Origin of the sequence: Nitritalea halalkaliphila LW7 (assembly GCF_000265075.1) — a bacterium.
GTDB classification, from domain to species: Bacteria; Bacteroidota; Bacteroidia; order Cytophagales; family Cyclobacteriaceae; genus Nitritalea; species Nitritalea halalkaliphila.
In genome coordinates this window covers 1-24073 of sequence record NZ_AJYA01000036.1, presented here as the reverse complement: position 1 = coordinate 24073, position 24073 = coordinate 1, and the positions used below count along the sequence as shown (strand labels likewise).

Annotated in this window: 20 protein-coding genes and 5 pseudogenes; 15 read left to right on the top strand and 10 right to left on the bottom strand. The window is 50.3% G+C overall.

Annotated elements, in window-relative coordinates; all coding sequences use genetic code 11:
* Positions 1 to 316: 316 nt before the first annotated feature.
* The 6 genes and pseudogenes from A3SI_RS11915 (at position 317) to A3SI_RS11890 (ending at position 5635) form a co-directional block, all read left to right on the top strand.
* Positions 317 to 760 (top strand): hypothetical protein, encoded by a 444-nt coding sequence (locus A3SI_RS11915; protein ID WP_009056189.1) that lies wholly within the window; start codon positions 317 to 319, stop codon positions 758 to 760.
* Positions 697 to 1590: a hypothetical protein gene (locus A3SI_RS11910; RefSeq protein WP_009056187.1), complete on the top strand. Its 894-nt coding sequence runs from the start codon at positions 697 to 699 to the stop codon at positions 1588 to 1590. Before A3SI_RS11915 ends, A3SI_RS11910 begins: the two co-directional genes overlap by 64 nt.
* 18 nt (positions 1591 to 1608) lie before the next feature.
* Entirely contained in the window at positions 1609 to 2058 is a 450-nt protein-coding gene (gene bcp / locus A3SI_RS11905; protein ID WP_009056184.1) for a thioredoxin-dependent thiol peroxidase, read from the top strand.
* A gap of 10 nt (positions 2059 to 2068) precedes the next feature.
* Positions 2069 to 2919 (top strand): annotated as a pseudogene (locus A3SI_RS11900) (transketolase).
* Between the two features lie 36 nt (positions 2920 to 2955).
* Positions 2956 to 3927 carry a transketolase family protein gene (locus A3SI_RS11895; protein WP_009056183.1) on the top strand — a complete coding sequence of 324 codons (972 nt, stop codon included), beginning with the start codon at positions 2956 to 2958 and terminating at the stop codon, positions 3925 to 3927.
* A 214-nt stretch (positions 3928 to 4141) separates the two neighbouring features.
* On the top strand, positions 4142 to 5635 hold the full coding sequence (locus A3SI_RS11890) for an aldehyde dehydrogenase family protein (RefSeq protein ID WP_202946865.1): 1494 nt from the start codon (positions 4142 to 4144) through the stop codon (positions 5633 to 5635).
* A gap of 150 nt (positions 5636 to 5785) precedes the next feature.
* Here A3SI_RS11890 and A3SI_RS11885 read toward each other — a convergent pair whose 3' ends face one another.
* The 3 genes and pseudogenes from A3SI_RS11885 to A3SI_RS23300 all read right to left on the bottom strand — a co-directional run bounded on the left by A3SI_RS11885 (position 5786) and on the right by A3SI_RS23300 (position 9815).
* A complete protein-coding gene (locus tag A3SI_RS11885; RefSeq protein WP_009056179.1) occupies positions 5786 to 7168 on the bottom strand; it encodes an exonuclease domain-containing protein in 1383 nt (460 codons plus the stop codon).
* Positions 7165 to 8766, bottom strand: coding sequence for an NAD(P)/FAD-dependent oxidoreductase (locus A3SI_RS11880; RefSeq protein ID WP_009056177.1), 1602 nt, complete (start codon positions 8764 to 8766; stop codon positions 7165 to 7167). The genes A3SI_RS11885 and A3SI_RS11880 overlap by 4 nt, the downstream gene beginning before the upstream one ends.
* Before the next feature lie 82 nt (positions 8767 to 8848).
* Positions 8849 to 9815: pseudogene (locus tag A3SI_RS23300) on the bottom strand (tryptophan 2,3-dioxygenase family protein).
* 115 nt (positions 9816 to 9930) lie between these two features.
* Between A3SI_RS23300 and A3SI_RS11870 the strand changes: the two are divergent.
* The 7 genes and pseudogenes from A3SI_RS11870 to A3SI_RS11850 all read left to right on the top strand — a co-directional run bounded on the left by A3SI_RS11870 (position 9931) and on the right by A3SI_RS11850 (position 16331).
* Positions 9931 to 11139 (top strand): acyl-CoA dehydrogenase family protein, encoded by a 1209-nt coding sequence (locus A3SI_RS11870; RefSeq protein ID WP_009056171.1) that lies wholly within the window; start codon positions 9931 to 9933, stop codon positions 11137 to 11139.
* Positions 11140 to 11307: 168 nt separating this feature from the next.
* The gene (locus tag A3SI_RS21690; RefSeq protein ID WP_009056169.1) at positions 11308 to 11652 is read left to right on the top strand and encodes a patatin-like phospholipase family protein; all 345 of its coding nucleotides are present in this window, start codon (positions 11308 to 11310) and stop codon (positions 11650 to 11652) included.
* Positions 11652 to 12356, top strand: a pseudogene (locus A3SI_RS11865) (patatin-like phospholipase family protein); the annotation flags it as partial. The gene A3SI_RS21690 and the pseudogene A3SI_RS11865, both read left to right, overlap by 1 nt.
* Before the next feature lie 158 nt (positions 12357 to 12514).
* A complete protein-coding gene (locus A3SI_RS11860) occupies positions 12515 to 13060 on the top strand; it encodes a ferritin (RefSeq protein ID WP_009056167.1) in 546 nt (181 codons plus the stop codon).
* A gap of 224 nt (positions 13061 to 13284) precedes the next feature.
* Positions 13285 to 15093 (top strand): DPP IV N-terminal domain-containing protein, encoded by a 1809-nt coding sequence (locus A3SI_RS11855; RefSeq protein WP_316929188.1) that lies wholly within the window; start codon positions 13285 to 13287, stop codon positions 15091 to 15093.
* Positions 15093 to 15737: an alpha/beta hydrolase family protein gene (locus A3SI_RS22775; protein WP_316929187.1), complete on the top strand. Its 645-nt coding sequence runs from the start codon at positions 15093 to 15095 to the stop codon at positions 15735 to 15737. Before A3SI_RS11855 ends, A3SI_RS22775 begins: the two co-directional genes overlap by 1 nt.
* A gap of 105 nt (positions 15738 to 15842) precedes the next feature.
* Positions 15843 to 16331, top strand: coding sequence for a copper resistance protein NlpE (locus tag A3SI_RS11850; RefSeq protein ID WP_009056166.1), 489 nt, complete (start codon positions 15843 to 15845; stop codon positions 16329 to 16331).
* A 100-nt stretch (positions 16332 to 16431) separates the two neighbouring features.
* On the opposite strand, the gene rplT is transcribed toward A3SI_RS11850, so the two are convergent.
* The 4 genes and pseudogenes from rplT to thrS form a co-directional block, all read right to left on the bottom strand.
* On the bottom strand, positions 16432 to 16776 hold the full coding sequence (rplT, locus tag A3SI_RS11845; protein WP_009056165.1) for a 50S ribosomal protein L20: 345 nt from the start codon (positions 16774 to 16776) through the stop codon (positions 16432 to 16434).
* Positions 16777 to 16881: 105 nt separating this feature from the next.
* Complete coding sequence (gene rpmI / locus A3SI_RS11840) at positions 16882 to 17076, bottom strand: 50S ribosomal protein L35 (RefSeq protein WP_009056163.1); 195 nt, start codon at positions 17074 to 17076, stop codon at positions 16882 to 16884.
* 21 nt (positions 17077 to 17097) lie between these two features.
* A complete protein-coding gene (gene infC / locus A3SI_RS11835; protein ID WP_040670821.1) occupies positions 17098 to 17649 on the bottom strand; it encodes a translation initiation factor IF-3 in 552 nt (183 codons plus the stop codon).
* Between the two features lie 94 nt (positions 17650 to 17743).
* Positions 17744 to 19691 (bottom strand): annotated as a pseudogene (gene thrS, locus A3SI_RS11830) (threonine--tRNA ligase).
* A 129-nt stretch (positions 19692 to 19820) separates the two neighbouring features.
* Here thrS and lhgO point away from each other — a divergent pair.
* Positions 19821 to 21019, top strand: a pseudogene (gene lhgO / locus A3SI_RS11825) (L-2-hydroxyglutarate oxidase).
* 11 nt (positions 21020 to 21030) lie between these two features.
* Here lhgO and A3SI_RS22770 read toward each other — a convergent pair.
* Both A3SI_RS22770 and A3SI_RS11820 read right to left on the bottom strand, forming a co-directional pair.
* Positions 21031 to 21258, bottom strand: a complete 228-nt coding sequence (locus A3SI_RS22770; protein ID WP_316929186.1) for an alpha/beta fold hydrolase family protein — start codon at positions 21256 to 21258, stop codon at positions 21031 to 21033.
* Between the two features lie 76 nt (positions 21259 to 21334).
* Positions 21335 to 21994, bottom strand: a complete 660-nt coding sequence (locus A3SI_RS11820; protein ID WP_316929185.1) for a YheT family hydrolase — start codon at positions 21992 to 21994, stop codon at positions 21335 to 21337.
* Positions 21995 to 22107: 113 nt separating this feature from the next.
* Between A3SI_RS11820 and A3SI_RS11815 the strand changes: the two genes are divergently transcribed.
* Entirely contained in the window at positions 22108 to 23451 is a 1344-nt protein-coding gene (locus tag A3SI_RS11815) for an amidohydrolase (protein WP_009056158.1), read from the top strand.
* 184 nt (positions 23452 to 23635) lie between these two features.
* On the opposite strand, the gene A3SI_RS19365 is transcribed toward A3SI_RS11815, so the two are convergent.
* Positions 23636 to 24073, bottom strand: a 438-nt coding sequence (locus tag A3SI_RS19365) for a VOC family protein (protein WP_009056156.1), incomplete at its 5' end; no start/stop codon positions are given.

Genomic DNA, 24073 nt, shown 5'->3' with positions numbered 1-24073 from the left:
GGTTATCTATCTGCGGCATAAGACGGAATAGCTCCGTCTATGCACWTTAGACGATTTTAGCCCGAGTGTGAAGGCACTTTTTCATCCCGGAGCACTATGCGAAAGAAGAAAATGACCTTGAATTTTTCCCGAGCGGCGCTGGCCCATAAAAAGCGAAGTCTCCTAGCTCCCTGGTCGAGCCTTCGGGCAGATCTCAGCAGGGCCACACCTGCATTTTGAAATTCGCGACAGCCTAGAGCGGCCCATAGACCCCCTGCGCTTTTATCCCGGAAAGGTACGCGATGAGCTGCCTCCGTCCCTGCTGGCCATTAACCTCGTGCCACTCAGTCTGGACAGCCGGGTAAATGGCAAGCATCAGCGGCTTCGGCTGCCCCTTCGCGCTACGACAGATGGCTACGCCCTCCCCTCCTCAGCCCCGATTCGCCTGCAGGGCCCAGTAGGTCTGGAAATTTTCGCGCAGGACAAAATGAACGATGTGCATCACATTTTCGGGGTGCCGCACTACCTGTTGGAAGCTTCTGATTTGGGGCTTTGTTTCCAAAGCCGCGTGGAACATGTGGACTACAGCTATGGGCGGCAGTATTATTTGCACACCCACCTGCAGCGTTATACGAAGTTGTTTCGCCTTAATCCAGCGAACCGCTTGCCCTATTATGGCCCAGAGGCCAAAATGGCATCATTCACCTCCCCCCGGGCATGGAGACTACCCTCCTGCTACAGGCTTGGGATGGGCATCAGAATCTGTCCACCCTTCGCTTAGCGGTCCGTGGCGAGCAGGAGGATGCGCAGGCCCTTCCTGCCAGTCAGGTAGATCCTGAGGGAGACTGGTTCACCTTTGCAGCTCCGCTGCGCCATGCCCGCGCCCATGCCACTGTTTTCGTAGATGGGATGCGCTATGAGCTGGCCGCCACGGGAACGCGGGGACAGGAGGTGCTGTACCACTGGCCGCTCGCTTTAGGGGTGCCCGATGCCTATCAAACTTGCGAGGACGATGCCCCTATTCCCACAGGATTTCTTCCCGAAATTCTGCCCGGCACCTGCACGGAGGTTTTTGGTGAGGGTTTCCAGCTACATGTGGCGAAAAACAGCTTGCTCAGCCCGCTCTACCTGCGGGTATTTCAGGAAGCAGATGCGCTCCGGCTAGCATCCATCCCCCATCAAGTGCTAAATGAGCCCTTAGAATGGCGCTGGCAGCAGGAGCCCACTGCCGATACCCCTCCCTTTCAGGTCTATGAGCGCCGCCCAAATGGACAAAAAAGTTACGTAGGCGGGGAGATCGAAGGGCAATTCATTCGGTTTAAGAGCAGAAATTTTGGTACTTTTGTACGCGACCGCGATCTGCTGGCACCGAGCATCGAGCCCGTACGTGTAGATCGACAGGGGCTGCGCTTCCGCATTCGGGATGCAGATTCCGGCATAGCGCGCTACACGCTGAAAGTCGATGGCCGCTGGGTGCGGCTACGGTACGAGCACAAGCAGGCACTGATCTGGACAGATCCAGCCGATAAACAAGTGTTGCAGGGAGCGGTTCAACTGACAGTAACAGACCGAGCCGGGAATGAGCAGGTCTGGAATGGAATGATTCCTTAACCTAAAACAAACCAACGTATGCCTCTAGAAGTAGGACAAGCAGCGCCGGATTTTACGGCCAAAGACCAGGATGGAAACACGATTCGCCTCAGCGATTTCAAAGGAAAAAAAGTGGTGCTCTACTTTTATCCGAAGGACAATACCCCGGGCTGCACCGCACAGGCCTGTAACTTGCGCGACAACTATGAAGCCCTACAGGCTGCGGGATATGAGGTCTTAGGCGTAAGCGCTGACTCTGAAAAATCCCATAAAAAGTTTATCGAAAAGCAGGCATTGCCCTTCCGACTCATCGCAGACGAGGACAAGCAGGTACATGAAGCCTATGGCACCTGGGTGGAGAAGCAGATGTACGGCCGCACTTATATGGGCACTGCACGCACCACCTTTATCATCGACGAGGAAGGCACTATCGAAGAGATTATCTCTAAAGTAAAAACGAAAGAACACACTCAGCAAATTCTCAAATAATTCCACATTCATGGAACAACAATCCCTCGATCAATTAAAAAAGATCAGTTCACAAGTACGTAGAGACATCCTCCGCATGGTGCATGCGGTGCAGTCGGGCCACCCCGGCGCTTCCTTAGGGTGTACAGAGTTTTTCACAGCCTTATATTTCCATGAAATGAAGCATAACCCTGCCTTTTCCATGTCGGGAGAGGGTGAGGACATGTTCTTTTTATCGAATGGGCACATCTCCCCCGTTTGGTACAGCGTGCTAGCGCGCAGCGGTTACTTTAAAACTGAGGAGCTGGCGACCTTCCGGAAGCTGAACAGCAGACTGCAGGGGCATCCTGCCACCGAAGAGGGCCTTCCAGGCATCCGCATCGCATCAGGTTCTTTAGGTCAGGGCCTTTCGGTCGCTTTGGGCGTAGCCCAGGCTAAAAAGCTGAACCAAGATCCGCACCACGTTTACGTGCTTATGGGTGATGGGGAGCTTCAGGAAGGCCAAATCTGGGAGGCTGCCATGTATGCTGCGCACTACGGGGTAGATAATATCATCGCCACTGTAGACTATAATGGACAGCAGATTGATGGTCCGACCACGGCGGTGATGGACTTGAAAAACTTACGTGCGAAGTGGGAAGCCTTTGGCTGGGAGGTCATCGAGACCAAGAAAGGGAATGATATGGAAGCGGTGCTAGCTGGCCTTCAGGAGGCGAAAGCCTCTCGGGCAAAGGGAAGCCAGTCCTCAATCTCCTGCACACAGAAATGGGCTTTGGCGTGGACTTTATGGTGGGCACGCATAAGTGGCACGGCATCGCACCTAGCGATGAACAGTTAGCCAATGCCCTCGGCCAACTAGAAGAGACCTTAGGCGACTACTAGGCTTTATTTATTCCCTTTTATTAGCAATACGCACTCATGGAACAAACATTAGATTTAAAATATACATACACAGAGAAAAAGGATACGCGCTCAGGCTTTGGTGACGGTTTAGTGGAGGCAGGCAAGCAAAATCCAAATGTGGTGGGTCTCTGTGCCGACCTTATCGGCTCCCTGAAAATGGGAGACTTTCAAAAAGCCTTTCCTGACCGTTTTTTTCAAGTAGGTATCGCTGAGGCGAACATGATGGGCCTCGCTGCCGGTATGACGATCGGGGGCAAAATCCCTTTCACAGGAACTTTCGCGAATTTCTCCACAGGTCGTGTGTATGATCAGATTCGACAGTCCATCGCCTACTCAGGTAAAAACGTGAAAATCGCAGCCTCGCACGCCGGCCTAACACTGGGCGAAGACGGTGCCACGCATCAGATCTTGGAAGACATCGGCTTGATGAAGATGCTTCCGCACATGTGCGTGATAAACCCTTGTGATTACAACCAAACGAAGGCGGCTACCATCGCTGCTGCAGCCTATGAGGGCCCTGTGTACCTCCGATTTGGCCGCCCGAGCTGGCCGATCTTCACGCCAAAGGACCAGGTGTTCGAAATCGGCAAAGGCTGGAAAATGATCGAAGGCTCGGATGTGACCCTCATCGCCACAGGACACCTGGTGTGGGAATCCGTGGTGGCCGAGGCTTTACTCCGCCAAGAAGGAATTCGCGCTGAAGTGATTAACATTCACACGATCAAGCCCCTGGATGAGACTCTTATCCTAGACTCCGTAGCGAAAACCAAGTGTGTGGTGACCGCCGAAGAGCATAACATCCTAGGTGGTTTAGGTGAAAGTGTGGCCCGTACGCTGGCACAAAACTTCCCTTGCCCTCAGGAATTCGTAGCAGTGATGGATAGCTTTGGCGAATCAGGCACCCCTGCTCAGCTCATGGAGAAGTACGGCTTAAACGCTGCTGCTATCGTAGCGAAGGCGAAGGCCGCGCTAGCGCGCAAAGGATAAACGTATTTTAGTTATTAACATTATACGCTATAAATCAGAAGCTGATGCTTTATCCTATCAGCTTCTGATTTTTTTATGCCCTTTTTATTTATAATCCCTACTTAGTTTATAGTGTAATTTTTTTTAATTAATTTTTTTATTTTTTTAAAACTTATATCCATCATTACTGTTAATACCCATATTTTAGTAAACTTGGATGAATATGCCAGCAGTAATGAAAATTTTAGAAAAGGCAGAATGGCCAAGGCTTTTGGAACAGGCCAAAAAAATAGCACCCGAGGCTTTCGGGCCTTCCTCAGAGCCACTGAACCTGATAGCAGGACGCTGGCAGGTGGATGGCAATAAAAAGCCCTTTTACTCCAGCATCGATGGCTCCTTTTTAGGGCACTACCCGAATATCGATCTAGAAACTTGTAAACAGGCCGTAGCGCATGCCAGTGAAGAGGCGAAAACCTGGGCGGAGAGCCCCCTGCATGCCCGAAAAGCTGCCGTACAAGCCACCATCGACGAGATGGAGCAGCATAAAGAACTTATCGCATTTCTGCTTGTATGGGAGATCGGCAAGCCCTTCGACCAATGTGTGGATAGTGTGGAGCGCTGCATAAGCGGTGTACAGTGGTATCTGGACACGATAGAGGATATGCTGGGAAGCCGAACCCCTATCGGTGTCGTATCCAACATTTCTTCTTGGAACTACCCCATTTCGGTTTTGGTACATGCCTGCTTGGTACAGGTACTTTGCGGCAACGCCGCGGTGGCCAAAACACCTTCAGATGGCGGACTCTTTTCCCTAACGGTCTGTTTCGCTATCGCCAAAAGACATGGCCTTCCCCTTACGCTGGTCAGTGGCTCGGGAGGTGCGCTGAGTGAAGCGCTGGTGAAAAATGAGCATGTGGACTGCCTCGCCTATGTGGGTGGAAAAAGCAATGGGCGGAATATTGTGGCCAGCTTGGTAGATAAAAACAAGCGTTACATGCTGGAAATGGAGGGCGTAAATGCCTATGGAATCTGGAATTATTCTGACTGGGACCATCTGGCCAAGCAGCTAAAGGCGGGCTTTAAATACGGTAAGCAGCGCTGTACGGCCTATGTGCGTTTCGTCGTGCAGCGTACCCTGTTTCCAGAGTTTTTAGAGATGTACTTGAACATGCTTAAGTCCATCACCTACGGACATCCTCTCCTGGTGGAGGAAGGAAGCACGACGGCACCTCAAGTGGATTTCGGCCCGCTCATCAACAGTAAAAAGGTAGAAGAGGTGGACGCCATGTACCATGATGCCATCGCGAAGGGTGCGGTATGCCTCTACCGAGGCAAAATAGATCCTGCCCAGTTCCTTCCGAATCAAGACATAAGTGCTTACTACCCGCCTACAGCCCTCTTAAATGTGCCTAAAAATGCTTTGCTCTATCATAACGAACCTTTCGGGCCGCTGGATAGCATCATTTTAGTGGACTCTGAGGAAGAGTTAATCAGTGAGATGAATATTTCGAATGGCAGCCTCGTCGCCTCCATCGCTTGCGATCATGCAGAGGAGGCGCAGCGTATCGCCAGTCAGCTGAGAGGCTATAAAATCGGCATCAATAAGTCGCGTTCGCGCGGAGATAAGGAAGAGTCCTTCGGAGGCATTGGAGAATCTTGGAAAGGCTGTTTTGTGGGGGAAAATACCTGGTGGAATCCGTTACCCAAGGGGAGCCCGGTGAACGCCTGATGGGGAACTTTACAGATTATACCTTGGCCCCGGCTACACGCTAAAAAACATTTGCATCATAACCAGTTTAGATCGATTAAACCGCACGGTGCCTGCTGTGCGGTTTTTTTCTGCCCAGAAGCGGCTTGCTTCAGCCTTACAAGACCTCATTTAGCCGATTGACACGTGGAAAAAAGCTTTCGGAGGTAATTTTGGTAAAAAGCTCCGCATGATATAACCGCTTTCGGGGTAGGCCGGAACTGCCTGCAAGTAGCTGCTGAGTTCCTCGGGCGCTTGAATTTGTACCTCCTCAGGATTTAAAAAGGCATAGCCTGTAAAACAGCCGTTTTCCACACGAATAAAGGCCTGCTCACGTGCTTTTCTACCGGGAAGTTGGAGCAAAAGCTGTCCTTTAAGGCTTTGGATCCGCTGTAAGAGTGCGAAGACCTTTTCTTCATAGATGGCTACTGGCTCAGCACCCTCACAGGCACCCGCACAGCTGCCTGCCTGTCGGTCATAGCAGGCAGCCGGTGTTTTTTGTACGCCGGATAATTTGGGGCATAGCCCAAAATCCTGGACGGCCTTTTTCCAGAAGCTCCAAGCTTCCGAGTGGCTGTCAAACAACAGCAGGGCCTCAAACCCTTTTTTGGCTTTTGCCACAGAAAATCGACTGTAGCCCAGGTGATCCTGATAGCGGTAAAGCCCCCATTGCTGCACGGGTCGCTTTAGGGCCGCATTAAAAGGAGGCCAGTGTTTTTTAATGCCCTGTAATTCTAATAGATAGGCGAGCAGCTCTGAGCCTGTTAACTCCACTGCCACATCGTGTAAATCGGCTGCAAGGGCGAGCTTGCCTGGGTCTTTTTGGGCACTGGCAAAATGCTGTTGGAAGCGCTTTTTGATGTTAAGGGCTTTCCCTATGTATAAAATATCCCCTTTTGCATTTAAGAAATAATAGATGCCCGTTTCTTCTGGTAGGGCTTCGAAGCGTTCGGGGCTGAAGTTAGGGGGCAAAAAGGCGTATTGCTTCTTTTTTTTACCTGTTCCTAGGATAAGCTCGGGGGCTTGTTGAAAGATACGACCGAAGAGCACGGCTGTGGCCTCGGCATCTCCGAAGGCGCGGTGTCGTGCAGCGATGGGAATGCCGAGCTGCTCACAGAGGCGCCCCAAGCTATAGGAGCGAAGTCCCGGAAAGGCCTTGCGCGCCAGCCGCACCGTACACAGGCGCTGTGCCTGCCAGGAAAAACCTTCCCGCTCCAGCGCGACTTTTAAAAAGGTGTAGTCAAAGTTCACGTTATGTGCCACGAACGTGTGGGGGGCCAGCAGGGCATGCAGCTTGGGCGCTAGCTCCCGTAGCGTCGGGGCATCGGCAACCATCTGATTATCAATGCCCGTCAGTCCGGTAATAAAGTGAGGAATGGGCCGCTCTGGGTTGACCAGCGTCTGGAACGTTTCCAGCACTTGCTGTCCATCGTGAATGAGAATAGCGATTTCTGTGATGGCACCAGCGTGGGCATGGCTCCCCGTGGTTTCGATATCGACGATCGCAAAGGTCATTTCACTGCGGGGGTCGAGGTCTTAGCGGCATACTTGGCCAGGAGTTTTTCAGCACAGCGCTCTCCGTCCATGGCTGCAGACATAATTCCTCCTGCATAGCCGGCTCCTTCCGCGCTGGGATAGAGTCGTTTAATTTCGATATGCTCGAAACTCTCCCGGTCGCGGGGGATACGCACAGGGGAAGAAGTACGGCTTTCCACACCGATCATCTGCGCCTCATTGGTCAGGTAGCCTTGCATTTTTTGGTTGAAGAGCTGAAAGCCCTGCTTGAGCCTTTGGGCGATAAACGGAGGAAGTACCTGGTGCATGTCCACGGACTTCAGACCTGGCTGATAGGAAGTGGGCAGCAGCTCCTCAGATACTTTATGGGACACGAAATCAAGCAAGCGCTGGGCTGGCGCCACTTGGCTCTCGCCTCCCGCTTGCCAAATGGCCTTCTCGACATCTTGCTGAAAGCGCATGGCTGCCAGGGGGCCAAAATGCGCATAGTCCGCAAGGTCTTCGAGCTCCACAGCCACAACGATGCCTGAGTTGGCATATTTACTATCACGACGGCTGGGGCTCATGCCGTTTACGACCAGCTCCCCTGGCGAGGTGGCGGCAGGCACGATAAAGCCTCCTGGGCACATACAGAAGGAAAACACGCCGCGCTGCTTGCCTTTCCACTGCGTCTGCGCTACCAGGCTATAACTCGAGGCGGGCAGATAAGGACCTCGCTCCACCGGGCAGTGGTACTGCATACGGTCGATAAACTGCTGGGCATGTTCCACGCGCACACCGAGCGCAAAAGGCTTGGCTTCGATTTTAATCCCTTGGCGGTGCAGCTGTTCAAAAATATCCCTTGCGGAGTGGCCGGTGGCCAAAATCACCCCAAGCCCGGTGAACGTTTCCCCCTTTTCGGTGATAACGCCCTTCATTTCATCTCCTTCGAGCAAAAAAGAGCTCACTTTGGTTTCAAAGTGCACTTCACCTCCTGCGTCCAAAATACGTTGGCGCAGCGCGGCCACGATTTTCGGCAATTTATTCGTGCCGATATGCGGATGTGCATCTACTAATATCTCTTCTGTGGCGCCATGCGCCACGAAAATTTCTAAAATTCTGCGGATATCCCCACGCTTTTTGGATCGGGTGTACAGTTTGCCGTCCGAATACGTCCCAGCCCCGCCCTCTCCGAAGCAGTAGTTGGAGTCGGGGTCCACGGTATGGGCTTTGTTGATGGCGGCCAGATCCCTGCGGCGTGCGCGCACATCTTTTCCTCTTTCGAGGACGACAGGCTTAAAGCCCAGCTCGATAACGCGGAGTGCCGCAAAAAGCCCAGCAGGCCCAGCACCCACGATCACCACCTCCGCCTTATCCCGTACATCGGGGTACTGCGGCATCTGAATCCTCGGGGGGAGTGCTTCTGAAGCTGGATGGAAGGAAACGTCCACATGCACCCAAACCTGCCGGCGGGAACGTGCATCTATAGAGCGCTTTTCTACGCGCACCTCCAGGTCGGCTTGAGGTGGAAAATGGGCTGCTCGGAGGGCAGCTTCTTTTAGGGCCGCTGCATCGAAAGCGACCTCTGGGGTGAGTTTTAATGCCAGTGTTTTTACCATGCGTGTAAGGGATCTATCCTTAAAAGAGAGGTAATTTTTTCACAAAGATAGGCGTTTTTTTCCAGAAAACCTGTGCAGGCCCTCAGCCCTCCTGGTCCCCTAATAGCTCTTTCAGCACCCAGCCTTTCCCCCATTCCTCCTGTTCCTGCGCGGACCAGAGACTGGGGTAAAATATCACTTTTTGGAAGCGCGGAGGCAGGTACTGCTGCCAGTTCGTCCCCCCCGTGGCTGCGATAGCTTCTGGCTTGCGTGCCAGATAGTGTACCGCTGATTTATAGTGCGCCAGGGGCCAGTAAACATTTGCTTTCAGATCGAACTGCCGCATCGCCTCCTTTAGCTCCTCGGAAGGGCTTTCTACCTGCTGGAATTTACGCCAAATGTTGCACTTTTTATAGTCCTTCATGGTTCGCTTCAGCTTTCGCCCGTACTTTTGGATGAAAGAATTTAGCGTCAGTGTTTTTTGGCCGGAGGCCAATTCTATCGCCCCCTGCTGCCAGTAAAGCGCCTCAAATAGGGTTTCCAAGTCGCCTTTTTCTGTCTCTGTGCCCCTGTGCTGCTGGGCTAAAAGGTGCTTTACGTCCGTAGCCATCAGCTCGATAAAGCGATACTGCGCCGACTGAAAGCCAGAGGAAGGCAGCAGAGACATGCGGAACTTAAGAAACTGCTCCTTTTGCATCCCTTGCCACATAACGGAGAAAGAGCTAATCAGCTGGTCAAAGTAGCGATGGATGCGCTGCAGTTTTTCCAGCAGAAAAGGCTCCCGAGGAGCAGGTCTCAGCTGATATCTGCTCCATCTCCCAGAGGATCAGGTTAAAGTAGAGCTCGGTAATCTGGTGGTACACGATGAAAATTTTCTCATCTTTAAAGGAAGTGCGGGGCTGCTGGATGGAGAGTAGCGTGTCCAGATTGATGTAGTCCCAGTAGCTCATGTAGTCTGCATGCAAGAGCCCCTCCAGATAGGAAGAGAGGTCTTGGCCCGAGGCTTTGAACTTTTCTTCTAAAAGTACTATTTTCTTATAAACGGCTTCGGGTAAGGTTTCCCTAGTCATGCGGAAATATTTTAGTCGATGAGGTAGTAATTTTCAAAAGATATGCGTTATTTCAAGCAGCGCAATTACAGAGTGCAAAATTCCATTTATTTGAGCAATAAACCAAAATATACATATGCAAGCAGTTGATGAAACGATAAAAAGCAGTAAACAAGACCTTTTCGAGGGGGTAGATTTTTACGGCATCGATGACCTGTTAAATGAAGAGCAAAAGCTGGTACGCGCTTCCGTGCGGGATTTTGTGAAAAAGGAAATTAGCCCGTACATCGAGGACTGGGCGCAGCGGGGGCATTTCCCGTATGAGATCGTGCGTAAGTTCGGCGAGGTGGGTGCTTTCGGTCCCCAGATTCCGAGTGCCTATGGGGGCGGCGGGATGGACTACATTACCTATGGATTAATCATGCAGGAAATCGAGCGCGGCGACTCAGGTATGCGTTCTACCGCTTCCGTGCAGGGTTCCCTGGTTATGTATCCGATTTACAAGTTCGGCAGTGAGGAGCAGAAGCAGAAGTTTCTACCTAAGCTGGCAAGTGGCGAGTTTTTAGGTTGCTTCGGGCTTACAGAGCCGGATCATGGCTCGAATCCCTCGGGTATGACGACGCATTTTAAAGATATGGGCGACCATTACCTATTAAATGGCGCCAAAATGTGGATTTCAAATGCGCCAAAGGCGGATATCGCAGTGGTCTGGGCGAAAAATGAGGAAGGCCGTATCCATGGTTTGATTGTAGAACGTGGAATGGAAGGCTTCAGCACGCCGGAGACACATGGCAAGTGGTCCTTACGCGCGAGCGCGACGGGAGAGCTTGTTTTTCAGGATGTAAAAGTACCAAAGGAGAATCTGCTACCGGGAAAAAGTGGACTGGGCGCTCCGATGATGTGCTTGGACTCTGCCCGCTACGGAATCGCCTGGGGAGCGGTGGGAGCTGCCATGGACTGCTACGACAGTGCGCGCCGCTATGCACTCGAGCGTATTCAGTTCGATAAGCCCATCGCCAGCTTTCAGTTGATCCAGAAAAAATTAGCCGAAATGCTGACCGAGATTACGAAAGGCCAGCTCCTGGCTTGGAAATTAGGCATGATGATGGATGCGGGTACGGCGACTACCGCCCAGATATCATTAGCCAAGCGTAACAATGTGGAAATGGCGCTGAATATCGCGCGAGAGGCGCGCCAAATCCACGGGGGCATGGGCATTACGGGTGAGTTTCCGATGATGCGCCACATGATGAACCTGGAGTCGGTGATCACCTACGAGGGCACGCATGACATTCACCTGTTGATCTTAGGCCATGCCATCACGGGCATCCCTTCCTTTAAATAAGGACCTGCGCTACGCTACCCTTTCGTGCGTCTGAAGGTAAAGTAAGCGCTGGATAGAATTACATTTTTAGAAACTCCACCTTTTTTTCTGGGTGGAGTTTTTTTTAAACGTTTAGCATCCGACTACTTCGTTTTAAAGGCATTATTTTAGAGATTCACGTAAACGCTTATGCAAAAGATCATTTTATTAAGTATCGATGGCGGCGGGATTCGAGGGATACTAGCCGCTCGGATCTTGGCACACTTGGAAACCCTGGTTCGGCTGCAAACGAGGAAGCCTACCTTACGGCTGATGGAGCTGGTGGATTTCGTGGCTGGCACCAGCACCGGTGGTATTTTGGGCTTAGGGGGACTTTTGCCCGATGGGCAAAACAAGGAGCGCTTTCGCTATGATTTTTCTGATCTTTTAGCCCTTTACCGCGAGCAGGGAGGGCATATTTTTACGCGTTCGCTTTTACAGCGGCTCTCTTCGGGCTTTCGCCTGCGTCGTGCCAAGTATCAGGCCAAGCTTTAGAAGAGCTCTTGCACGCCTATTTTGGGGATATTTATTTAAGTGAACTAAAGCGTCCCTGCTTGGTGCCTGCCTATGCGCTGGCAGAGCGAAGTGCTTACTTTTTTACGCGAGAAAAGGCGCTACGCACTGCATCTGCGGATTTCCGAGTAGTCGATGTGGCTCGGGCAACGGCTGCTGCGCCGACCTATTTTCCTACAGCGCTGATTCACAGCCGAAGTGGAGAGGAATACGGCTTTATCGATGGCGGTGTTTTCGCGAATAATCCTGCCATGTGTGCCTATGCGGAGGTTCGCAAAATGCGTTTTGGGGGAGGCCGGGAGCCAAAGGGACGAAACATGTTTTTACTTTCTATCGGTACGGGAACCAATAAAGCGCCCATCGACCCTGCTCGATCCGCCCAGTTTGGCCTGGTGCAGTGGGTGCAGCCCCTGATCGATGTGATGATGTCTGGCAATGCAGAGACAGTCGAGCATCAGATGCATCAACTTTTTGCTGCGGCGGATAATCGTAGCCATTACGTTCGACTAAACCCCCTTTTAGATCGGCGCCTTGTGGACCCAGCTATGGACGCGGCCAGCGAGGGGAACCGAGAAGCCTTACTCCTTTTGGCAGAGGGCTATATCGAAGCGAATCAGGAAACCCTGGTGCAAGTTGCGCAGGAGCTTTTACGTCTTAACGCACTGAAGAAAGAGGAATACACTTGATGGATACGTGCTTCCTGGTGTTATCAAGACTTAATCTAATTTGGCAGAATACTATTTTACAATATTAAACTTATACCAATTCCAAATTACTCCTATTTTCTTATGCTTTGGAACTTGCTTGGGGTATTTTGGTTATGTTTGTATAAATTAATTTAGCTATGAAAGTAAAAGAGATCGTAACGTTGCAGCGTTCGCTTCTGCATGATACAGAGAAGTTGTTAAACAACCAGATTGAAATGGAGGGAAAGTCATCTGCATACTACCTTTCCATGGCCTCTTGGTGCCACATGATGGGCTATGAAAATGCTGCCCAGTATTTATATCAGCATGCCGATGAGGAGCGCGAGCACATGATGAAGCTGCTGCGCTACATTAACGAGGCTGGAGGTCATGCGATCCAGCCGGAGATTACAGGGATTCGCCATCATTTTAACTCGCTTCGCGAGGTATTTGAATTGATATTAGAGCACGAGGTACAGGTGACGCGTTCGATTAATGCCATCGTAGATCACTGCTTCTCTGTGAAGGATTTCGCTTCGTTTAGCTTTATGCAGTGGTATGTAACAGAGCAGCGTGAGGAGGAAACTTTAGCACGTAGAGCGGTAGAGTTATTTGATATTATCGGCGAAGAGGGCATTGGCCTTTGGACCATCGATCAGGAGCTGGGCAAGTTACACGGAAAGGTAGCTGAGCCGGGAGCTTAAGTTTAAAATTGTCTTCATGTGAGCGACAAGGGTGACCTTGTCGCTTTTTTTTTGCCCGGAGGCAATGTGTGCGCAGCCTTAGAACCGCTTATCGGGTAGGAAGTGGCTCCAACCTTCTTTTTTAAACGCTTATAGAAACACCTACGTCAGATAGAGGGACTTTTTTAATTTTACTACTTCAAAATATTATTCAGATCATGCGAAAAATAATTCTTGTTCTGTTCATGGGCCTAAGTAGCATAGGCGCATGGGCACAAGAGCGGCCTACTGCTAACTATGAGCTGGCCGCCCGGTTCTCTCCGGAAAAAGTGAGAAAGATGGTGCACAGCACAGAGGTGAGACCAAATTGGTTCCAGTCTTCCGATGGCTTTTGGTATGAGTACCAGACCAGCGAAGGAAAAAACTGGTACATCGTAGATCCGAATAATCGCAGTAAGCGGCCCTTGTTCGACAGAGATGCTTTGGCGGCAGCCATCACCCTGCAGGTACAAGATCCCTTCGATGGACAAAACCTACCGATACAGGACCTGAAGTTTTTAGAGGCGGAAAATGCTCTTCGCTTTAAGGTGCGTAGCACGAAGGAAGTGGTCAAAAAAGACTGGGAGGAAATTAAACGTAAAGATCGCTCAGCAAAGGATTCCTTAGAGAAGAAAACCTTCTTTTTCCGCTATGATCTGCGTACTCGGGAGCTGACCGAAATAGAGGATTATGAAGAAAAAGAAAAGCGTCTTTCCTGGGCGAACATCGCGCCTGACTCTTCTAAGATTGTGTTTGCGAAGCACTACAACTTGTACTGGATGGATAAGGAAAACTTCCTAAAGGCCATTAAAGATGAGAAAGACAGCACGATCGTCGAGCATCAGCTGACAGAAGATGGTGAAAAATTCTTTGAGTGGGGTGGTGCTAGCCGTGGCGAAGACAATGTAGAGGAGGAAAAAAACAAAGACAACAGGAAGCGAGCGGGTGTTTTATGGGCGCCAAACAGCAAGAGCTTTATCGTTACGCGTACGGATAGCCGGCACGTGAAGGACCTTTGGGTGCTGCATAACATCCGCAATCCACGCCCAACCTTAGAGACCTACAAGTATGCGATGCCAGGGGAAAAGGAGCAGCCGCAGACTACGCTGCATCATTATCGTTTCGAGGGAGAAGAAATGCGTAAACTCCCGGTGCAGACCTACAAGGACCAATCTTTAGGTGTTTACTCCCTCTCCTACCCGATCGAACAGGCGGATGAAGTGTTTAAGCCTGTGGTTTGGCTCGGCGATGATAACGGTTTTTACTTTTCCATTACCTCACGTGACTTGAAGCGTATCGATATTTGTCGCTGGGATTTAGCGGAAGATGAGAAAAAGGTGCTGGTGGAAGAGCGTAGCAATACGTACATTGAGATCAAGAAGCCGTACTTGGTGAATAATGGCCGTCAGTTTATTCACTGGTCGGAGCGCGATGGCTGGGCGCATTTATACCTGTATGCGAACGACGGCACTTTCGTGCGTAGGCTCACAGAAGGCCCTTATCATGTGGAGGCAGTGGAGACCGTAGATGAACGTACGAAGACCGTTTTCTTTACGGCAAACGCCAAAGAAAAAGACGAAGACCCCTACTACGAGCACCTGTACAGCGTATCGCTGGATGGTGGGCAGCCGCGTCTCTTAAATGCAGGTAACTTCCAGCATAACACCTCGATTAAAACGAACGGTAAGTTTTTTGTTAACAATTATTCGCGTGTCAATTCGGTACCCAAGTCTGATCTGCATAATGCCCGTGGGGAGCGTGTCATGTCCTTAGAGGAAGCGGATCTCAGCCAGCTCTTTGCCGCAGGCTATCAGTTCCCAGAGCCCTTTAAAGTAAAAGCAGATGATGGCATCACCGACTTATATGGCGTGATGTACAAGCCTTTCGATTTCGATTCCACGAAGCATTATCCGATCATTCAGTATGTGTACCCAGGTCCACAAACGGAGGCAGTTAACAAAGCGTGGTCGCGAGGAATGGATCGCACCGATCGTCTGGCACAGCTGGCTTCGTAGTGGTAACGGTAGGTAACAGAGGGGGGCATCCGAACCGATCGAAGTGGTACCATAATTATGGTTACGGGAATTTACGTGATTATGGTTTAGCGGACAAGAAGGCTGCAGCGGAACAGTTGGCAGATCGCCATGCCTATATCGACGTGAATAAAGTAGGTATTCATGGGCACTCTGGCGGTGGCTTTATGTCGACGGCAGCTATGCTCGTGTATCCTGACTTCTTTAAGGTGGCGGTTTCGAGCGCGGGAAATCACGAAAATAATATTTACAACAGATGGTGGTCTGAGAAGCATCATGGCGTAATGGAGCGTGTAAGTCCAAAGGGGGACACCACTTTCGTCTATCAGATTGAGAAAAACCCAGACTTGGCGAAAAATCTGAAGGGGCACCTACTTCTGGTGACGGGCGATGTAGATAATAATGTGCATCCGGCCGGCACTATCCGCATGGCGAATGCCTTGATTCAGGCGAATAAGCGTTTTGACTTTATTCTATTACCGGGTCAGCGCCATGGATTCGGCAATATGACAGAATATTTCTTTTGGCGAATGGGCGATTATTTCGTTCGCCACTTGTTAGAGGATACCAGCACACCGCCCGTGGACATGCTGGAAATTCAGCGAGAGCGGGCGCAGAGAAGATAACTTAGAAGGCAACATGCCTTTCTGATACCTTTTCAGAGAGATAAGGGCTAAAGCCTGAGGGAATGTAAAGCGAAGCCTGTAAATTTGGAGCAAAATCAAGCATGTATGATGAAGATAGCACAAATGACACAGATAAGCTTGCTCCTCTTGGGCTTTAGCTTTTTTCTTTTCGCCTGCGGCAAAAGTGATGAAGAGAGACGACAGGAAGTTCTCGAAAAAATCGATGCCCTAGAGCAGGAGGCGGCTCTAGAGATGGCGCGCGAGCATAGTGCCCGATTGGCACTGGACTATGCAGGCACCTATAAGGGAACGCTGCCTTGTGCAGACTGCGCCGGTATCCAAACCGTGCTTCAGATAAGCCAAGACGGTACCTATGTCAAACAGCTTACCTATGAGGGGAAGTCTGAGGAGGTTTTCGAAAGCAAAGGAACCTATACGTGGAATGATATGGGGAATACCATCACGCTGGAAGGCGAAGATGCGCCGAATCAGTATTTTGTAGCTGAGGGAATGCTGCATCACCTCGACGCAGAGGGTAATCGCATTCAGGGGCAGTTAGCCCCCTATTATATTTTGCGCAAGCAGGGTGAGTAGAAGTCCTAAAAAGGTAGAAAAGTAAAAAGGTTATCGAATCCAACGATAACCTTTTTTATTTTGGCCCGTGGGCCGATAGAAATAAACGGTGTGCCGACGCTTATTTCACTTTTTCAACTACAGCTTTAAATGCCTCTGGGTGATTCATCGCTAAATCAGCTAGCACCTTACGGTTTAGCTCGATATTCGCTTTTTTCAAAGCACCCATAAATTGAGAGTAAGAGAGCCCATGCTCACGTGCACCTGCATTGATACGCTGGATCCAAAGCGCTCTAAACTCACGCTTTTTCGCCTTTCTATCTCTGTAGGCATACTGTAAACCTTTCTCATACTTGTTTTTCGCTACCGTCCAAACGTTACTTCCTCTTCCGAAATAACCTCTAGTGGCTTTTAGTACGCGTTTTCTTCTTGCTCTTGATGCAACGGAATTGACCGATCTAGGCATAATGTGTTAATTTTTGACTCTAGGTGATCGCTTTCACGATACTTAAACCTCAGCGTCTGGTGAATAATAAACCTTAAATTTAATGTGTAAACAAGTTAAGAATCATCAGATTCTCAACATGTCTTTTACTCTGTTTACATCAGACTCATGCACTTCGCCCATCTTCGTTAGGTTACGCTTTCTTTTCGTAGCCTTCTTAGTTAAGATGTGACTCTTGTAGGCATGCTTTCTTCTGATTTTTCCGGTTCCTGTTAATTTGAACCTCTTTTTTGCACTTGATTTAGTTTTTACTTTAGGCATAACTGTATGGATTAGTTGAAATTATTTCTTCGCTGACTTCGGCGCTATAAAAATATGCATCCGCTTCCCTTCCATTTTTGGAAGCTGTTCCACGGCACCATATTCCTCTAGTGCTTGCGCAAATTTCAACAACAACATTTCACCTCTTTCCTTAAACACGATAGAGCGACCTACAAAGTGTACATAGGCTTTCACCTTAGCACCTTCTTTTAAGAAATTAATCGCATGCTTTAACTTAAAGTTAAAGTCGTGATCATCCGTGTTCGGACCGAAACGAATTTCTTTCAAAACAGTCTTAGCAGCGTTTGCTTTGATCTCTTTCTGCTTTTTCTTCTGCTCGTACTTAAATTTCGCGTAGTCGATAATCTTACATACCGGAGGACTCGCATTTGGAGAAATTTCTACAAGGTCCAGCTCGTTCGCCTGCGCTAACTTAATCGCCTTATCTGTAGCCATTACCTGGTTACCTTCTTCTACAAAATCCCCCACTACACGTACTTCACGTGCACGAATTTTCTGATTCACTTTGTAAGGCTCTTCTTGCCTCTGTCTAAACGGTGTTCTTCCTCTCAAAATTTAAGATTTGGTTGTTGATGAAATCGCCTGCAAATATCGAAATATTTTTTCACTTGATAAAGCTTATACGAAATTTAGCAAGATTTGGCGCCTATTTTTTTAAAGATTCTGCTATTATTCCCTTGAAGTAGGCTGCAAACTCCTCTTTGGTGTAGCTACCCACATCCCCTTCTCCATGTTTTCTAACAGAAAGCGTGCCTTCTTGTTGTTCTTTTTCCCCAACAATCAACATAAATGGGATTTTTTTCACTTCTGCATCACGGATTTTACGTCCGATCTTCTCGTCTCTGTTGTCGATCGCTCCGATAATATCCGCATCTTCCAGATAGGCACGTACCTCTTCGGCATAGTCCTTATATTTCTCTGAAATCGGTAGAATACACATCTGCTCAGGAGATAGCCATAGTGGAAATTTCCTGCACAGTGTTCGATCAGCACGGCCACAAAACGCTCCAGCGACCCGAACGGCGCACGGTGAATCATCACGGGACGGTGTTTTTGATTGTCTGCTCCCACATATTCCAGCTTAAAGCGCTCTGGAAGCTGATAATCTACCTGAATAGTACCCAGCTGCCACTTGCGCCCCAGCGCATCTTTCACCATAAAGTCCAGTTTCGGACCGTAAAAAGCCGCCTCTCCTAGCTCGGTCACCGTCTTCAAGCCTCGCTCAGCAGCTGCCTCGATGATGGAGGCCTCCGCTTTATTCCAGGCTTCATCCTCACCGATGTACTTGGTTTTGTTTTCGGGATCGCGCAGGGAAATCTGTGCTGTATAATCTTCGAAACCTAAAGCCTTAAACACATAAAGCACTAGGTCGATCACCTTAATAAATTCTTCTTTCACCTGATCTGGGCGACAGAAAATGTGCGCATCGTCTTGCGTAAAGCCACGCACACGGGTTAGGCCATGCAGCTCACCACTTTGCTCATAGCGATACACCGTACCGAATTCCGCATAGCGCACCGGAAGATCTTTATAGGAGCGCGGCTTATGCTTGTAAATTTCGCAGTGATGCGGACAGTTCATCGGCTTAAGCAGAAATTCTTCCCCCTCATTTGGGGTATGAATGGGCTGAAATGAATCCTTTCCATATTTTTCATAGTGCCCAGAAGTCTCGTATAGGGCCTTGTGGCCAATGTGCGGCGTGGTCACTTGCTGATAGCCGGATTTGTCCTGTGCCCGCTTCATGAATTGGATGAGGCGCTCACGGAGCAAAGTCCCCTTTGGCAACCATAAGGGCAGCCCCATACCCACCTTCTCAGAAAAGGTGAAGAGCTCCAGTTCGCGGCCCAGCTTCCGGTGATCCCGCTTTTTCGCTTCCTCCAGCTTGGTCAGGTACTCCTGAAGTTCCTTCGCTTTCGGGAAGCTAATTCCATAAATACGTGTCAGCATCGGGCGAGTCTCGTCACCGCGCCAGTACGCACCGGCTATATTGAGTAATTTAATGGCTTTGATAAAACCTGTATGCGGAATATGAGGTCCACGGCAGAGGTCCACAAAATTTCCCTGGGTATAGAACGTAATACTTCCATCCTCCAAACCCTCTAAAAGGTCCAGCTTGTAGGGATCATTCTTCTCCTTAAAATAGCTGATGGCTTCCTCCTTGCTAATCGCTTGGCGTTGGTAAGCATTTTTGGCTTTCGCCAGCTCCACCATTTTCTGCTCTACTTTTTCCAGAGCGGCACCATCGAATGGCTGATCGCCAAAATCCACATCGTAATAGAAGCCGTTCTCGATATTCGGGCCGATACCGAATTTGACGCCAGGGTACAGCGCCTCCAGGCTTCGGCTAATAAGTGGGCGGAGGAGTGCCAAAAGGCCCCTTTCGCCTCGTCATCATTCCAGGTTAAGAGTTGCACCTGAGCATCCTGCTCGATCGGGCGCGTGGCATCCCACACCTCGCCATTTACCTTTGCGGCTAGCACATTTCGGGCTAAGCCCTCACTTATACTGCTGGCAATTTGTAAACCTGTGGTCCCTGCGGCATACTGCCTAACCGATCCATCTGGAAGTGTGATGTCGATGTGTTGTTCGCTCATTTTTTCTGGTTTTACTCACCTATACAAACAGGTGATACGATTTAAGCCACAAATATGCACAATAGCCCCCGCTTTATAAAATATCCATCGCAGGAGTTTATATTTGTAGGGAAATTAAGACGAAGACACATGCGATACGATGCCATCATCGTGGGAGGCGGAATAGTGGGCCTCGCCACGGGGCTGCAACTTTTACGCGCGCAGCCGACACGAAGGGTTTTGCTACTGGAAAAGGAAGCAGCCCTAGCGCTGCACCAAACGGGAAATAACTCTGGGGTTATCCACTCCGGACTTTACTATAAGCCAGGATCGCTGAAGGCGAAAAACTGTATTTCGGGATACAAGCAGCTGCTGGAATTCTGCCAGGAGATGGGTATTCCCTATGAAATCACGGGGAAAGTCGTGGTAGCTACCCAGCAGGAACAGCTTCCACTGATGCGCGGCCTACTGGCACGAGGGCTGGAAAATGGCTTAACAGGCAGCCGCCAGATTACCTTAGATGAGCTGAAGGAGCGGGAACCTTACTGTGCAGGTGTGGGTGCGCTCTTTATTCCGCAAACTGGTATCGTGGACTATCATCGAGTCGCACTAGCCTTCGGAGAGAAATTTCAAGCTTTAGGGGGAGAGATTCTACTTCAGCATGCCGTTACAGCCGTAAAAACAGACTCCGAAGGGGTCACGGTGCGCGCTGCGGGCCTTGACTTTAAGGCCAAGCTGTTGATCAACTGTGCTGGCCTCTATACCGATAAGATCGCGGAAAAAGAAATGGGAGAACGCCCAGATGTGCGCATCATCCCCTTCCGCGGGGAATATTATAAATTGAAAAAAGAACGCGAATACCTGGTTAACAACCTTATTTACCCCATTCCCGACCCGAACTTCCCCTTTTTGGGTGTCCATTTTACACGTATGATGAAAGGGGGCGTGGAGGCAGGCCCCAATGCCGTACTCGCCTTCCGGAGAGAGGGGTATACGAAAGGTGCCGTACACCTACAGGAGCTCGCGGAAACGCTCAGCTGGCCAGGCTTCCAGAAGGTGGCGAAAAAATACTGGAAAACCGGGCTAGGTGAGCTGTACCGCTCCTTCTCCAAAGCCGCTTTTACGGAGGCCCTCCAAGCGCTAATTCCAGACGTACAGGAGTCAGATTTAGTCGCTGGTGGAGCGGGTGTTCGCGCACAAGCTTGTGATCGCAGTGGCGGCCTTTTGGATGATTTTGCGATTCGTGAAAGCCGCTCGGCTGTTCACGTTTTAAACGCACCCTCCCAGCAGCTACCAGCTCCTTAGCCATAGGGCAGACGGTAGCGGAACTTTGCGCGAAGCGCTTATAACTAGCACCTCTTTAGAACTGGGCTACGAATTCGGCTAGTCGGGTTTCCGAATAAGCTAAGGGCTCTCCGGGCAGCATGAAGCCCGTATGCCCTCCTCGAGCCGGAACTTCGAGATGAATTTCCGGCTTTTTTTGCGCCAGCGCAAAGGGGTAACAATCTTTCTCTAGGAGAGGGTCGTTTTCCGCGTTCAAGATCAGCGTCGGGATTTCTATGGCAGGCATAAACTGGTCCGCGCTCACCTGTGCGTAAAAATCCTGTGCATCGCGAAAGCCGTGGAGGGTCGCGTGTAGAGCGTGTCGAAGGTATCGAAATCCTTCACGCCCTCCAGGGGCCGAGATCGATAAGCTCGGGAAACTGCTCAGCCTTTAGCCGGACCTTTTTCTTAAGCTTGCCTAAGAATTTATTCTTATACACCGTATTCGCCTTCCGGTGGAGTGTAGCGGCGCTGTCAGCCAGATTACAAGGGGTGGAGTGCACGGCGGCGGCTTTGATTTTAGAGGGAAGCTGAGTCCCCTTTTCTCCGAGGTACTTCAGGGTCTGTGCGCCGCCCATACTGACGCCCACCAAGTAAATCTTTTCATACTTGCGGGCCTGCAGCAGGTGCATCACCACGGTTTCGAGATCATAGCTGGCGCCGTGATGGTAGAGTAAGGGGCCTCGGTTCATTTCCTCTCCGCAGGAACGGTTATTCCATGCGAGTGCTGAGATGCCTTGTAAGTGGAAGGCCTTTACTAGACCTTTCACATAATGCCGCTCGGTACTACCTTCTAGGCCATGCGAAATCACCACACAGGCCGGAGAGCCTAGTAGCTCTGCCCAGTCCAAGTCTAAGAAATCCCCATCAGGGGTGTCGATGCGCTCGCGGCGATAGTGGATTTCTGGCACCTGGCGCCAGATGGAGGGCACGATGGTCTCTAGATGCGGGTGAAAGAGGTAAAAAGGCGGCTTCGAATAAGCACTGGAAAGAATCGGCATGCGCTTAGGGTTTAAAAGGCTCACTCCGAAGTTTGGAGTAATTACACGAATTTGTAACTTTTTTCACAAATTTCGGTCTTATTTAACTAGTTTCCGAATCTAAAAACGAATACATGAAGCTTTTACTCCCTTTCCTTTTCTTTTGGCTCCTTTTAGCGGCACCTCAACTTCAAGCGCAGGACAGTCGCATAAACGCGTACATTCAATACGAATACCCTGAGCTTGAGGCACTTTACAAGCATTTGCATCAGAACCCTGAGCTTTCTCTTCAGGAGAAAGAAACCTCTGCGCGCATGGCGAATGAACTGAAGCGTGCTGGCTTTCAAGTCCAAACGGGCATCGGCGGCTATGGCGTAGTGGGTGTTTTCGAGAATGGCCCGGGTCCTACCGTTTTAATCCGCACGGACATGGATGCCCTTCCGATGGAAGAGAAGACTGGCCTACCCTTCGCGAGTAAGAAAAAAGGCACTACAGCTGATGGCCAGGAGACTTATATCGCCCACAGCTGTGGGCACGACATTCACATGACGGTATTCGTGGGCACGGCCCGTACGCTGGTGGAGTTTAAGAACCGCTGGAAGGGAACCCTGGTGATGGTGGCACAGCCCGCTGAAGAAAATGGCATGGGCGCCTACCAGATGTTTCAGGACAGCCTATACCAGAAGATCCCTTACCCGGACTTTGCGCTAGCGCTCCACGACGACCCTTTCCTTCCCGCAGGCACCCTAGGCTTTAAGGAGGGCCCCTTGATGGCAGGAGTGGACATGCTGAATATCACCGTTTATGGAGAAGGTGGTCACGGAGCGGCGCCCCATACGACGATCGACCCCATCGTGCTAAGTGCGCAGCTGATCCAAAGCTTCCAAACCATCGTCAGTAGAAAATTAGCCCCGACGACGCCCGCAGTCATCACGGTGGGCGCTATCCGCGGGGGCTCGGTGCATAACATCATCCCGGATGAGGTGGAGCTGCTACTGACCATCCGCACCTATTCTCCCGAGGTACGGGAAGAGGTGCTGGCGCAAATCAAACACATGAGCCGGCACTTAGCGCAAGCGGCTGGCCTTGGAGTGGATAAGTTGCCTACCTTCAAGCTTCGCGAACCACATACGCCAGCGCTCATTAACGATGAGGCGCTAACGGCGCGGCTACGCGAGGTGATGGAAGAACATTTCGGTCAGGAGCGCGTAGTAGGTGTGGAAGCCCAGATGATCGGAGAAGACTTTTCACGCTTTGGGCTGCAGGAAAAACCAGTGCCACTGAGCATGTTTTATTTGGGGGCAGGTAATCCAGAGTTTTTGGCTCGCGCCAAAGCAGAAGGCCTAGAAATACCTGGCTTACACTCGCCTTATTTCGCTCCTGACTATAAGCCTACGATTCTAAGCGGTGTGGAAGCGATGAGCTTAGCTGCGCTTTCTCTACTACAGGCAGAAGCGGTACTTCCTACCAAAAAATAGAAAAGATGCCCCGTTAGTGATGCGCTGACGGGGCAAACTTCATATAGGCTTCACGCAGGTACACGCGATATAATAGTGGCTTAATCCCGATGCGGGAGAAGCAGCTTACCTTTGTGTGAGTAAAATTTTCTTCATAGGTATTCAAAAGAGCTAATGGCAACCTTTTTAAGGTTGCTTTTTCTTTTTAGCCCTTGACCTTATTTAGTCCAAGCAGATGCAGTAGCCAGCGGGGAAGCGGCTTTTCGGGGTCACGTTTTTGAAGGTTCAAGTACCAACCGATTTTTTCGAATATCGGGATTTTATGTGTTTCCACGAACTCGATTAGTGTACCATCAGGATCTTCACAGTAGGCGAAGTGTCCTGCTGCTTTTCCCATATCGAAGCTGTCGCTACTATCGACAGTGAAGGGGTGGCCAAATTTGGCGCAGCGCGCCTTCAGGGCCTGCATGCCGTTAATATCGAAGCAGAGGTGGATGAAACCCTGATCTCCCCAGTCTCTATCACGAAAAAGAGGGATTCCTTTTTTGTCTGTGCGTTCGATAAGCTCTAAGGTCGTTTTACAAAGTAATGGGCTGAAGGCTCTTTCGTTCTTTCGTGGGTTAGGATTGCTCGCTTTCACCGT